The sequence below is a fragment of the Enterovirga sp. genome (assembly GCF_035325185.1).
Classification (GTDB): Bacteria; Pseudomonadota; Alphaproteobacteria; order Rhizobiales; family Beijerinckiaceae; genus Enterovirga.
In genome coordinates this window covers 41,624-53,414 of sequence record NZ_DAOLAJ010000016.1, presented here as the reverse complement: position 1 = coordinate 53,414, position 11,791 = coordinate 41,624, and the positions used below count along the sequence as shown (strand labels likewise).

Below are 11,791 nucleotides of genomic sequence, written 5' to 3'. Positions count from 1 at the left end.
CGCAGGCGAGGTTGCAGCGGAAGAGCGGCTCCAGCATCAGCACGAGCGGATAGCGCTTGCGGCCCATCAGGTGCTGCTTGAGCACGTAGGTGCCGACGTCGAAGACCTGGCGGAGAGGAATACCCACGTTCTTTGCGCTCTCGTTCGTTGTCAGGCCGCGCTCGGGGCGGCCTTCTCGTGCGCGGGCGTCTGCTGGCGCAGTTGGAAGGGGAGGTTGAAGGTGATGTTCTCCTCCGTCCCGTCGAGGAGGGCGACCTCCACCGGCTCGATCTTGCGCAGCGCATCGATGACGCTGTCCACGAGAACCTCCGGCGCGGAGGCGCCGGCGGTCAGGCCGACCGTCCTCGCCCCGGCGAGCCATGCCGGATCGACCTCGCTCCCGTCATCGACGAGATAGGAGGGCACGCCGGCCTCCTCGCCCACGTCGCGCAGGCGGTTCGAGTTCGAGGAATTGCGCGCCCCCACGACGAGCAGGACATCGACCATGGCGGTGAGCGTGCGCACGGCGGCCTGCCGGTTCTGCGTCGCGTAGCAGATGTCCCTCGTATCGGGACCCACGACGTCGTCGAACCGCTCCCGCAGCTCGTCGATGATGTGCTTGGTATCGTCCACCGACAGCGTCGTCTGCGTGATATAGGCGATGGGCGTGTCGAGCGGGAGCGGGAGCGTGCCGACATCCTCGATCGTCTGGACGAGGTGGACGGGCCCGTTCACCTGGCCCAGCGTGCCGACGACCTCGGGATGGCCCGCATGGCCGACGAGAACGAGCGTGCGGCCCTGGCCGACATAGCGCCGGCCCTGGTTGTGCACCTTGGTGACGAGCGGACAGGTCGCGTCGAGGACGGGCAGCTCGCGCGCCTTCGCCTCGTCCTGGACCGAGCGCGCGACGCCGTGGGCGGAGAAGACCGTGACGGCGCCGGCCGGCACCTCGTGCAGCTCCTTGACGAAGACGGCACCCTTCGCCTTCAGGCTCTCGACGACGTATTTGTTGTGCACGATCTCGTGGCGGACATAGACGGGCGCGCCGTATTTCTCGAGAGCCTTCTCGACGATCTCGATCGCCCGGACCACCCCGGCGCAGAACCCTCGCGGCTGCGCGAGTATCACCTTCATCTCGACGTCCTTGAAACCCCGGCCGGGTGATGGACCGAAACCGCCCGTGTTGCTGTGCAGTATGGCACGAGAGCCCCCCCAACGTCGAGGCGGAGGACGCACGGGGCTCATGCACAGGATAATTCCTTCTCCTCCCGTGGACGCCGGCATGAGGCTGCGCCAGACTGCGCCGGGGATTCAGCTCCCCGCGAAGGCGCTCCGATGTCCGATCATCTTGCAGACGTGAAGAAGTTCGCCAAGAATCCGATCAACGAAAAGGCCCTCGCCGGCCTCGAGAAGACCTACCGGCTCGTCATGTCGAAGCCGGATACCCGCTACGTCGCCTGCTCCGACCCGGACGAGCGCGCGACCGTCCGCAAGAATTTCCTCGAAGGAAAGCTCGGCCTCAAGGGCGACGATCTCGACAAGGCGGTCGAGGAGACCTGCCAGGCCATGAAGGCCGACCACAACAAGCCGCGCATCACCTTCTATTATCTTCTCGCCGAGCGATACGGAAAGCTCGGGATGTTCGAGTGAGCGTGCTCATCCCGGCCCGCCCGCCGCGGCCTTGACCTCGGGATCGATCAGCGCCGCGAATTCCTCGGCATAGAGATATCCCGGCGCCGCCCCCTCGAAGCCACCCGCCAGGGCCGGATGCGAATAGATCTCCGTATCCCCCTCCGGCAGGCGGCGCAGGAGCCCCGCGACCCGCCCGGACGTCATCGCGCCCGACCAGGCGAGGCCGAAGACCCGGTCGGGCACCTCCATCCCGGCCGCCCGCGCCCGCCGGCGCAGGGCGCGGGCATAGGGAGCGGCGAGCCGCGCCTCGAGACCGGGCCTCACCGGCTCGACTTGCCGCAACATCTCGACGGGCTCGACCGGCACGCGCAGGCGCCTCATGCCGTAGCGCGGTCCGATCTCCAGCAGCAGGCGGGCGATGGTCGGGTGCAGGTGGTAATGCTTGTGGGCGTCGACGTGATGCAGCGGCAACCCCGTCGACGCGAAGGCCGCGAACTGCGCCTCGATCTCGCGCGCGACCTGCCGCCGCACGGAGGGGCGGAAGAAGATCGCCGCGCCATAGGCCGCAAGGTCGGCGCGCAGCCGGCCGTCCGGGCCGAGGAGATCGGGAATCTCGGCACGGGGCAGGATCGCCCTCCCCTCGACCAGCGTCAGGTGAAGGCCGATGCCGAGCCTCGGCATGCGCCCGGCCCGCGCGACGGCGTCGGCGGCATGGGGCTCGGCCACCATGAGGCTCGCGGCGGTGAGGATGCCCTCGCGATGCGCGCGCTCGACCGCCTCGTTCACCTCGGGCGACAGGCCGAAATCGTCGGCCGTGACGGTGAGGCGCCTTCCTCCCGCCGAACGCTCGGATTCACGCATCGCGACGGCCATCCGCTCCACCCTCCCCCCGCCTGCGGCGGGGTGGGCTCACGCGGCCTGCGAGGCGCCGCGGCGCTCCTTGAGGAAGCGGAAGAACTCGACGCCCTCGCGCAGGCGGCGCTTCATCATGTCGGGCTGGGTCACCATCTCGCCGACGATCGAGGCGATCTTCGGGATGCGGAAATAGAACTTCCGATAGAATTCCTCGACCGAGTTGAAGATCTCGGTATGGCTCAGATGCTCGTAATGGAGCGGGGCGATCTGGATGCCGTTGTCGTTGATCAGCTCGGCGTTCCGCGCGTCGAGCCAGCCGTTCTCCAGCGCCTGCTTGTAGAGGAAGGTGCCCGGATAGGGCGCGGCCAGCGAGACCTGGATCGTATGCGGGTTGATGCGGGTGGCGAACTTGATCGTCTCGGCGATCGTCTCCTTCGTCTCGCCGGGCAGGCCGAGGATGAAGGTGCCGTGGATGGCGATGCCCAGCTCGTGGCAATCCTTCGTGAAGCGCTCGGCCACCTCGACCCGCATGCCCTTCTTGATGTTGTGCAGGATCTGCTGGTTGCCGCTCTCGTAGCCGACGAGGAGCAGGCGCAGGCCGTTGTCCTTCAACACCTTCAGCGTGTCGCGCGGCACGTTGGCCTTGGCGTTGCACGACCACATGACGCCGAGCTTGCCCAATTCCTTCGCGATCGCCTCGGCGCGCGGCAGGTCGTCGGTGAAGGTGTCGTCGTCGAAGAACAGCTCCTTCATCTGGGGGAAAGCCTTGAGGACGTATTTCACCTCCTCGATCACGTGGCCGACCGAGCGCGTGCGATAGCGGTGCCCGCCGACCGTCTGCGGCCAGAGGCAGAAGGTGCAGCGGCTCTTGCAGCCCCGTCCCGTATAGAATGAAATATAGGGGTGCTTCAGGTAGCCGATGAAGTATTTCTCCATGACGAGGTCGCGCTTGTAGACCGGCGTCACGAAGGGGAGCGAATCCATGTCGTGCATGACGGGGCGCTCCTCGTTGTGCACGATGACGCCCTCGCGATTGCGATAGGAGAGGCCCTGGATCGAGGACCAATCGCGGCCGTCCGCGACGTCCTTGATGGTGAAGTCGAACTCGTTGCGCGCGACGAAGTCGATGACGGGAGCGTCCTTCAGGCTCTCGTCGGACTGCACGGCGACCTTCGCGCCGATGAGCCCGGCCTTCAGGGCCGGATTGGCAGCCTTCAGCGCCTCGACGACCTTCACGTCGCTGTCGAAGGAGGGCGTCGAGGTATGCAGCACGACGAGGTCGAAATCCTTCGCCTGCGCCACCACCTCGGCGAGGCCCGTGCGGTGCGGCGGCGCGTCGATGAGCTTGGAATTCTCGACGAGCGCGGCCGGCTGGGCGAGCCAGGTCGGATACCAGAAGGACTGGATCTCCCGCCGCGCCTGGTAGCGCGAGCCGGCGCCCCCGTCGAACCCCTCGAAGGAAGGCGCCTGAAGGAAGAGCGTGCGCATCACGTGGGCTCTCGCGTCATCTTGGGCAGCAGCGCCCCCGAGCGCGCCACCCCATAATCCCGGCCGCGCCAGTTGACCGCCCGGCCGAAGAAGCTCGCCGCAAACAGCGCGAAGGACAGGAGATCGCGCATCGGCAGGAGCCAGTAAGGGTGTCGCTTTAATCCGAAGGCCCGCTCCACGGCAAGGCAGAGAGCGAAACCCGCCCCCGCCGCAAGGCCGAGGGCCGCGCCCGTCGCGAGGCCGGGCTCGATCAGGAAAGCCGCCAGGGCGAAGGGGAAGGGATGGGTGACGAGAGAGCCGAGATGGCCGGCCGGCTCGACCTGCCTCACCGTGCGCATCCAGCGCAGTTCCTGGAGCAGAAGGTCGCGCAAGCGCCGCTCCGGGCACAGATGCCCCACCGTGAAAGGAGCGACGCTCACCCGGAGCCCGAGCCCCCGCACCCGCGCCCCGATCACGTGATCGTCGGCAAGCTCGTCGGCCACGGACTCGAATCCGCCGATCCTCTCCAGCGTCTCGCGCCGGAGCGCGATCGTCGAGCCCATGCACGGGTGGCCGACGCCGAGGCCGACGCTCATGGCGATCCCGGGCAGGAAATGCCGATCGATCCCGAGCGCCGTCAGGCGGGACCACAGCGTGTCGATCGCAAGGCCGTGATAGGGACAGGTGACCGCCCCCGTGCCGGGAGCGCCTAAAAGCGCGACGACGCGCCGCAAATAGCCCGGCGGCGCCCGCATGTCGCTATCCGCGAGGACGATCACGTCGTGCCGGACACGGCCGGCCATGTTGATGAGGTTCGAGACTTTGCGGTTGGTGCCGTGGACCCGCCCGTCGATCACCAGCGCGATGTCGCGATCCGGGTAGGCCGCCTGCAAACCGCGCACGACGGCGATGGCGGGATCGGCCGGATGCTGCACGCCGAACACGACCTGCACCGGCCCCGGATAATTCTGGAGCAGGAAGGACCTCAGGTTCTCCGCCAGTTCCGGCTCCTCGCCATGCAGCGGCTTGAGGATCGCCACGCCCGGCGAGGCGGCTTCTTCCCCGGGAGGAGCCCGCGACAGCCGCCGCACGAAGAACCCGGCGAGCAGGAGATAGCCGGTCCCGATCCCGGCCAGGATCACGAGCAGGAGAGCCGGCCCGCTCATCCGCGCCGCTCCCGCGCGGGAAGGGCCGCGGACAAGGCCCCCACGCCCTCGGAGGACGGACGGTCGCGCCGCAAGGCGTGCCGTCCTTCCAGGACTTGCCAGACGGCGAGGCCCGGAAGGCCCAGCACCAGATCGGGAACCCGCTTGACGAGCGACAAGGCCAAAGCCGGCCCGGCCGGGACGCCGAAAATGGCGCAAAGCGCGATGAAGCCGCCCTCCTGGACGCCCACGCCGCCCGGCACCGCGAAGGCGGCGCCGCGCACGGCCTGACCCAGGCTCTCGATCACGACGGCCTCGGCGAGGCCGACGGGATATCCCATGGCGTGGAGCGCGACATAGACTTCCAGGGAACCGCCGAGCCATCCAACCATGTGAACGAGGCTCGAAGCGGCAACGCGGCGGGGCTCGGCATAGACCCTGGCGAGGCCGCTCCAGAGGCGGTCCACGAGCCCGGCCGCGATCCGTTCGCCGCCGAAACGGCGCAGGATTGCCGAAAGGAGCCGCGAGCCCAGCCGGGCCTGGGCCACGAAGAAGGCCCCGATCAGCAAGGCGGCCACGGCGACGCCGCCGGCCGCGTAGCGGACGATGGCGCTGTCTCCCTCCAGCCAGACGAGGAGGCCGACGCCGAGAAGGGCGAAGGCCGCCTGCGTCGCCGCCTGGATGGCGACGTCGGCGATCGTGGTCGCGCCCGCGACGGCGCCATCCATCCGCCAGAACGTAGCGAGCCGCGCCCCGACCACGTCTCCGCCGACCTGCCCCACCGGCAGGAGCTGGTTCACGCCCTCGCGGACGAAGCGCAGGAGCAGTGCGATCCGCAGCGGCAGGCGATGCGAGACCGGAAAGAGCAGGTACCAGCCGATCCCGGCCGCGACCAGCACCACCGCGCGCACCGCGACGACGGCCGCGCTCGCCCATCCGGCCGCCGCGACGGCCTGCGCCACGTCGTCCAGCCCCGACAGGGCGAGGAGGACACCCAGAAGGGTCAGGCCGAGAATGCCCGCAACGAGGGCGATACGCGTCATGCCGAGCCCATAGCGAAGCCTCGCGTCCGGGGAAAGGAAATGCGACGGGGCGGCGGTACGCGATCCGCCTCGCCGCGCGGCGATCCGCGCTACGCCGCCGCGGTTGAGATGGTCTTCGGAGACAGATAGGGACGATCGCACGCCAGAGTACCCCCCAGAGACGCGACCCGCCATGCTGACGACCCCGGACCGCTTGCCGCGAAACGCTCCTGCCGCCCCGGGGCGGCAGGAGGCGCATGCCGCGGGGGTGAATTCCTGGAACGAGTGGGATCCGCTGGAGGAGGTGATCGTGGGCCGCCTGGAGGGCGCGACCATTCCCTCCGACCACGTCACCGTGACCTTCAACCTGCCGCCCCTTGCCGCCAAGCTGTACCGCTTCGTCGGCGGCTACCGCTATCCGGCCTGGATGAAGAAGCTCGCCCAGAAGGAGCTGGACGGCTTCATCGCCATCCTGGAAGGCGAAGGCGTCAAGGTGCGCCGGCCGGACGTCGTCGACTTCAAGCGCAGGTTCAGGACGCCGGCCTGGTCCTCGCGCGGTTTCTGCACCGCCTGCCCGCGCGACGGCTATCTCGTGGTGGGCGACGAGATCATCGAAAGCCCGATGTGCTGGCGTACGCGCTATTTCGAGGGGGACGCCTATCGCTCCCTCTTCAAGGAATACTTCAAGGCCGGCGCCCGCTGGACCTCGGCACCCCGGCCCCAGCTCCTCGACGACCTCTATCACCACGACTACCGCATCCCGGCCGAGGGCGAGCCGATGCGCTACACCATCAACGAATGGGAGCCCGTCTTCGACGCGGCCGATTTCGTGCGCTGCGGGCGCGACCTGTTCGTCACCATCTCGAACGTGACGAACCGATTCGGCGTCGAGTGGCTGCGCCGGCATCTGGGCGACGGCTTCCGCATCCACGAGATCCCGAGCCTGTGCCGCCAGCCGATGCACATCGATTCGACCTTCATGCCGCTGGCGCCCGGCAAGGTGCTCGTGAACCCGGATTACTGCGACATCGAGAACCTGCCGGCGGCCCTGAAAAGCTGGGACATCCTCGTCGCGCCCCGGCCCGATCCCCAGACCGGCATCATGGCCAGGATCTCCATGTGCTCGCCCTGGACCTCCATCAACGTCCTGTCGCTTTCGCCGACCAAGGTCGTCGTCGACGCCTCCCAGCCGACCCTCGTCAAGGCTTTGCGCGACTGGGGCTTCGATCCGATCCCCTGTCCCTTCCTGGCCTACGGCCCCTTCGGCGGCGCCTTCCACTGCGCCACGCTGGACACGCGCCGGCGCGGCACCCTGGAGAGCTATTGCTGACACCTGATGTCGCAAGAGCACAGAAGAGGGGGGATCGCCCGGCGGAAGGCGCCGCGCCATTGTGGCGAAAGGCCGGATCACGCTAACGCTTCACTCACCAGATTGCGGCCTAGTGCCGTCATGATCTTTTTGCGGAGAATGCGGGTGGCGATTGGGTGGAAAAGCGGGACGGCAGCCTGCCTTGCGGCATTGTGCGCCGGCCCGGCCCTCGCACAGCAGGACTGGCGGGCGAACACGCAGAGCGCGCCGGCCCCGACCAGCGATACCTATATCGTCACGCTGAACGCGAACGGCATCGTGAGCCCGAGCTTTGCGGGCTCGGACCGATTGTCGGGGGCGGGCTTTCCCTCGCTGAGCTTCCGCCGGGCCGGCGAGCCCGCGCGATTCGCGGCGCCCGATGACGGCATCTCCATCTCGATCCTCGAAAATCCCACCTTCCGGGCGGGGGCGGTCTTCCGCCTCCAGGCGGGCCGCTACCTGGCGGACGACAAGCTGCTCTTCGGCCTCCGCAAGCTGAACTACGACATCGAATCGGGCGTCTTCGTCGAATACTGGCCCGTCTCCTTCATCCGGGCCCGCGTGGAAGTGCGGCACGGCTTCCGGGACGATTCGGGTTTCACCGGGCTCGTCGGCGTGGATTACGTCCAGCCCTTCGGACAGTTCGTCCTCTCGATCGGCCCGCGCCTCTATCTCGGCGACAAGCGCTATACGGACCGCCTGTTCGGCGTCAGGCCGGACGAGGCCGCCCTGAACGGGCTGGTCACCCCCTACAGCGCCGGCGGGGGCCGGACGGGGGCCGGCTTCACGGGTGCGGTCACCTATCAGTGGAACGACACCTGGTCGACGACGGGCTACATCAATTACAAGCGCCTCACGGGCGATGCCGCCGACAGCCCCATCGTCACCCGGATCGGCTCGAAGGACCAGTACACCTTCGGCGCGAAGGTCTCCTATTCGTTCGGCTTCACGCCCTGGTGGTGAGGCCGTGCGCTCGATCCTGGTGCTCAACGGCCCGAACCTGAACCTGCTCGGCACGCGCGAGCCCGGAATCTACGGCGCGACGACGCTCGCCGATATCGAGACGCGCCTGCGCGAGCGGGCGGGCGAGCGGGCGGAGCTCGCCTTCGGCCAGTCGAACCACGAGGGCGAGCTGGTCACTTGGATCCAGGAGGCCGGCTGCGACGGAATCGGCGTGATCCTGAATGCGGGCGCCTACACGCACACCTCGATCGCCCTCCGGGACGCGATTTCCGGCTCGGGCGCCACGGTGATCGAGGTCCATGTCTCGAACGTCCACGCCCGCGAATCCTTCCGCCACCGCTCGCTGATCGCCCCGGTCTGCCGGGGCGTGATCGCCGGCTTCGGCCCGCTCTCCTACGAACTCGCGCTCGAGGCGCTGCTCGCCGGATAGGAACGGCCTCGGCGCCCCGACGCGCCGGGGCCCGGCGAAATGCTCCGCCTCGCCTCGATCCTGTCTTGCGCGGAGGGGGCCGGCACGCAATGACCAGCGTGATCGCGCGCCGATCCGCGGAGAACAGATCCATGCTCGACAAGGCCATCGCCGACGCGCTCCGCGCGATCTCGACCGGCACCGTCACGACGATTCTCCTGAAGAAGGGCGTGCGTCGCACGTGGCTGCACGGGCCCCGCCCGGCCTTCCATGCCTCCGAGCGGATCGTCGGTCCCGCCTTCCCGCTGCGCTTCGTGCCCGCCCGCGAGGATCTCGCGACGCCCGAATCCTGGTCCTCGCCCATCTCGACCCGCGCCGCGATCGAGGCCATGCCCGAGGGCGTCGTCGCCGTCGCCGACGCGATGGCCATCACCGATGCCGGCATCTTCGGCGACATCCTGTGCGCCCGCATGAAGAAGCGCAATGTCGCCGCGCTCGTGACGGACGGCGTCATGCGCGACGGAATCGGCTGCGAGGCGAGCGGCCTGCCCATCTGGTGCGCCGGCATCGCCGCTCCCCCCTCGGTGTCGAGCCTGACCTTCGTCGGCTGGGGCGAGCCGATCGGCTGCGGCGGCATCGCGATCTTCCCGGGCGACGTCATCGTGGCCGATGGCGACGGGGCGGTGGTGATCCCGCAGAAGCTGGTCGAGGAAGTGGCCAGGCTCGGCCCCGAGCAGGAACTGCTCGAAATGTGGATCATGAAGGAGGTCGAGCGCGGCGTCCCGCTGCCCGGCCTCTATCCGCCGAACGAGGAGGCCAAGGCGCGCTTCGAGGCGGACCGCAAGAAGGGGTGAGACGGGGAGGTGTTCGTACTCTCCAAGCTCCTCTGGCTCCTCGCAACGCCCTCGAACCTGCTGGTCACGCTGGCGATTCTCGGCGCGATCCTGGCCCTGGCGCGCCAGCCGCGGCTCGCCCGCCTCGGCAGGCGGCTCGGCCTCGGCTCGCTGATCCTCCTGGCGATCTGCGGCCTCGGGCCCGTCGGCACCTGGCTGCTGCTTCCCCTGGAGGACCGCTTTCCGCCCTACGAGGAGGACGGCAAGCCGCTTGCCGGCGTGATCGTGCTCGGCGGCGCCGCCTTCCCGAACCTCTCCTTCGACCGCCACCAGCTCGTCGTCGGCGACGCGGCCGAGCGTCTCATCGCCCTCGCCGATCTCTCGCGCCGCAAGCCCGGCCTGCGCCTGATCTTCACCGGCGGCAGCGGATCCGTTCTCGGCGAGGAGGTCGCCGAGGCGGCCGCAGTGGCGCGCTTCGGCGCGGTGCTGGGCCTCGAGCCCGCGCGGGTGACCTACGAGCGGCTTTCCCGCACGACCTGGGAAAACGCCCGGCTCACGAAGCCGCTCCTGCCTCCCGACGCGGACGGGCGCTGGCTTCTCGTCACCTCGGCCTGGCACATGCCCCGCGCCGTCGGCGCCTTCCGCGCGGCGACGATCGACGTCGTGCCCTACCCGGTCGACTACCGCACCTCGCGCGAGCGGCGCTGGCGCTCCGAGCCCTCGATCGCCTCGGGGCTCGATCGCGTCGATCTCGGCCTGCGCGAATGGATCGGGCTCCTCGTCTACCGCCTGACGGGCCGCAGCAGCGCCCTCTTCCCGGCGCCGGGCCCTACCTGACCTTCCCCTCCACCCCGCCGATGCGATAGGTGCCCCGGAAATCGTCCGGGTCGACCGCGCCGCCCCTGCGCCGAATCTCCACCCGGCCCTCCTTCATCAGCCGGATCGCGGCCCGGCGGACGCGCGGCATCAGCCGGCTCCAGGCTTGCGGATCCTTGCCGGCGAGCAGGCGGGCCACGTCCATGGGCGAAATCGTCCCCCCTCCCGCGCGCGCCGCCAGGAGGTCCAGGATCGCGCGGCCGATCTCCTCCTCGCCCGGCAGTCCGCGAGGCTCCTCCATCACGGCGGGTCCGGCCAGGGGCCGCGCGCGAGGGCCGCGAGGGCATCGGAGGCGAATTGCCGATGCCACATGACGTAGAGTACGAAGCCCGTCGTCGCGATCAGCACATAGGGGCTGATGAACCAGCCGAGATAGGCGAGGGAAAAGAAGAAGGCCCGCTGCCCCCGGTTGAAATGGCGGCCCGCCACCGTGCTCATGGAAGCCGCGCGCCAGGACGCGACCAGAATCGCCTCCTCGTCGCCCTCCTTCTTCTCCGGCACCGCGCCGATCAGGATCGCCGCGTAGTTGAAGAGCCGGTACGACCAGGAGAACTTGAAGAAGGCGTAGACGAAGATCACCGTGAGGCCGAGCACCTTCAGCTCCCAGGCGCCGCGCGCCGCGGTTCCCCCCACGGACAGGTGCGCGAAGATGCCCAGGACCTCGTCGGGGGAGCGCAGCAGGGCGAGGGAGCCGCCGATCGCGATCAGGGAGGTGGAGGCGAAGAACGCCGTGCCGTTTTGCAGCGACGAGTTGATATTGGCGTCGATGATCCGGTTCTCGCGGCCAGCCTGGACGCGCATCCAGCGATAGCGGTGGCGGTTCATCAGCCGGTTCAGGCTGATGGAGCCGACCGCGGTGCGCTCGACCGCCAGGTAATAGGCGAGCCAGGCGCCGACGAAGCAGGCCAGCGCGATATAGTCGACGATCGTGAATCCATCGAACGGCATGGCGGCCCGTTGACCTCCGTGGCGCGACACGCCTTATCGCTCTTTTGAGACAGAGGAAATGTCGCCATGCCCCAGACCATCAAGCGCGGCTACAAGGCCATGGTCGACGATGCCAACAAGCGGGTCGAGACCATCCCCGCCGCGGAGGCGGTCAAGCTCGTCGGCCGCGACGACACGGTGCTGGTCGACATCCGCGATCCGCGGGAACTCGAGCGCGACGGCCGGGTCCCCGGCGCCTTCCACTGCACGCGCGGCATGCTCGAATTCTGGATCGATCCCGAGAGCCCCTATCACAAGCCCGTCTTCGCGCAGGA

The 11,791-nt window shown here is 68.8% G+C and carries 14 protein-coding genes and 1 pseudogene; 7 read left to right on the top strand and 8 right to left on the bottom strand.

Annotated elements, in window-relative coordinates; genetic code table 11:
* Positions 1-127 (bottom strand): annotated as a pseudogene (locus PKD06_RS05335) (hopanoid biosynthesis associated radical SAM protein HpnH); the annotation flags it as partial.
* 23 nt (positions 128-150) lie between these two features.
* A complete protein-coding gene (gene ispH, locus PKD06_RS05330; protein WP_324378323.1) occupies positions 151-1,113 on the bottom strand; it encodes a 4-hydroxy-3-methylbut-2-enyl diphosphate reductase in 963 nt (320 codons plus the stop codon).
* 201 nt (positions 1,114-1,314) lie between these two features.
* On the opposite strand from ispH, the gene PKD06_RS05325 reads away from it, so the two are divergent.
* Positions 1,315-1,629 carry a DUF2853 family protein gene (locus PKD06_RS05325; protein ID WP_324378321.1) on the top strand — a complete coding sequence of 105 codons (315 nt, stop codon included), beginning with the start codon at positions 1,315-1,317 and terminating at the stop codon, positions 1,627-1,629.
* A gap of 6 nt (positions 1,630-1,635) precedes the next feature.
* Here the strand turns inward: PKD06_RS05325 and hpnK are convergent, their stop codons facing one another.
* Genes hpnK through PKD06_RS05305 form a run of 4 tightly spaced genes read right to left on the bottom strand, consistent with a single transcriptional unit; the run spans position 1,636 to position 6,121 of the window.
* A complete protein-coding gene (gene hpnK, locus PKD06_RS05320; RefSeq protein ID WP_324378319.1) occupies positions 1,636-2,472 on the bottom strand; it encodes a hopanoid biosynthesis-associated protein HpnK in 837 nt (278 codons plus the stop codon).
* Positions 2,473-2,520: 48 nt separating this feature from the next.
* On the bottom strand, positions 2,521-3,954 hold the full coding sequence (hpnJ, locus tag PKD06_RS05315) for a hopanoid biosynthesis associated radical SAM protein HpnJ (protein ID WP_324378333.1): 1,434 nt from the start codon (positions 3,952-3,954) through the stop codon (positions 2,521-2,523).
* Positions 3,954-5,099, bottom strand: a complete 1,146-nt coding sequence (gene hpnI, locus PKD06_RS05310; RefSeq protein ID WP_324378317.1) for a bacteriohopanetetrol glucosamine biosynthesis glycosyltransferase HpnI — start codon at positions 5,097-5,099, stop codon at positions 3,954-3,956. Before hpnI ends, hpnJ begins: the two co-directional genes overlap by 1 nt.
* Positions 5,096-6,121 (bottom strand): flippase-like domain-containing protein, encoded by a 1,026-nt coding sequence (locus tag PKD06_RS05305; RefSeq protein ID WP_324378315.1) that lies wholly within the window; start codon positions 6,119-6,121, stop codon positions 5,096-5,098. Before PKD06_RS05305 ends, hpnI begins: the two co-directional genes overlap by 4 nt.
* A gap of 172 nt (positions 6,122-6,293) precedes the next feature.
* Between PKD06_RS05305 and PKD06_RS05300 the strand changes: the two genes are divergently transcribed.
* The 5 genes from PKD06_RS05300 (at position 6,294) to PKD06_RS05280 (ending at position 10,490) form a co-directional block, all read left to right on the top strand.
* Entirely contained in the window at positions 6,294-7,430 is a 1,137-nt protein-coding gene (locus tag PKD06_RS05300) for an amidinotransferase (RefSeq protein WP_324378313.1), read from the top strand.
* Positions 7,431-7,574: 144 nt separating this feature from the next.
* Positions 7,575-8,411, top strand: coding sequence for a MipA/OmpV family protein (locus tag PKD06_RS05295; RefSeq protein ID WP_324378311.1), 837 nt, complete (start codon positions 7,575-7,577; stop codon positions 8,409-8,411).
* Between the two features lie 4 nt (positions 8,412-8,415).
* Positions 8,416-8,841 (top strand): type II 3-dehydroquinate dehydratase, encoded by a 426-nt coding sequence (gene aroQ / locus PKD06_RS05290; protein WP_324378309.1) that lies wholly within the window; start codon positions 8,416-8,418, stop codon positions 8,839-8,841.
* A gap of 131 nt (positions 8,842-8,972) precedes the next feature.
* Positions 8,973-9,674, top strand: a complete 702-nt coding sequence (locus PKD06_RS05285) for a ribonuclease activity regulator RraA (RefSeq protein WP_324378307.1) — start codon at positions 8,973-8,975, stop codon at positions 9,672-9,674.
* Between the two features lie 9 nt (positions 9,675-9,683).
* Complete coding sequence (locus PKD06_RS05280) at positions 9,684-10,490, top strand: YdcF family protein (protein WP_324378305.1); 807 nt, start codon at positions 9,684-9,686, stop codon at positions 10,488-10,490.
* Here the strand turns inward: PKD06_RS05280 and PKD06_RS05275 are convergent.
* Together PKD06_RS05275 and PKD06_RS05270 are read right to left on the bottom strand one after the other, a co-directional pair.
* The gene (locus PKD06_RS05275) at positions 10,483-10,770 is read right to left on the bottom strand and encodes a DUF3253 domain-containing protein (protein ID WP_324378331.1); all 288 of its coding nucleotides are present in this window, start codon (positions 10,768-10,770) and stop codon (positions 10,483-10,485) included. The genes PKD06_RS05280 and PKD06_RS05275 overlap by 8 nt on opposite strands.
* The gene (locus PKD06_RS05270; protein WP_324378304.1) at positions 10,770-11,477 is read right to left on the bottom strand and encodes a DUF599 family protein; all 708 of its coding nucleotides are present in this window, start codon (positions 11,475-11,477) and stop codon (positions 10,770-10,772) included. The genes PKD06_RS05275 and PKD06_RS05270 overlap by 1 nt, the downstream gene beginning before the upstream one ends.
* Positions 11,478-11,543: 66 nt before the next feature.
* On the opposite strand from PKD06_RS05270, the gene PKD06_RS05265 reads away from it, so the two are divergent.
* Positions 11,544-11,791 (top strand): rhodanese-like domain-containing protein (locus PKD06_RS05265; RefSeq protein ID WP_324378302.1); only part of this gene is annotated, 248 nt, incomplete at its 3' end.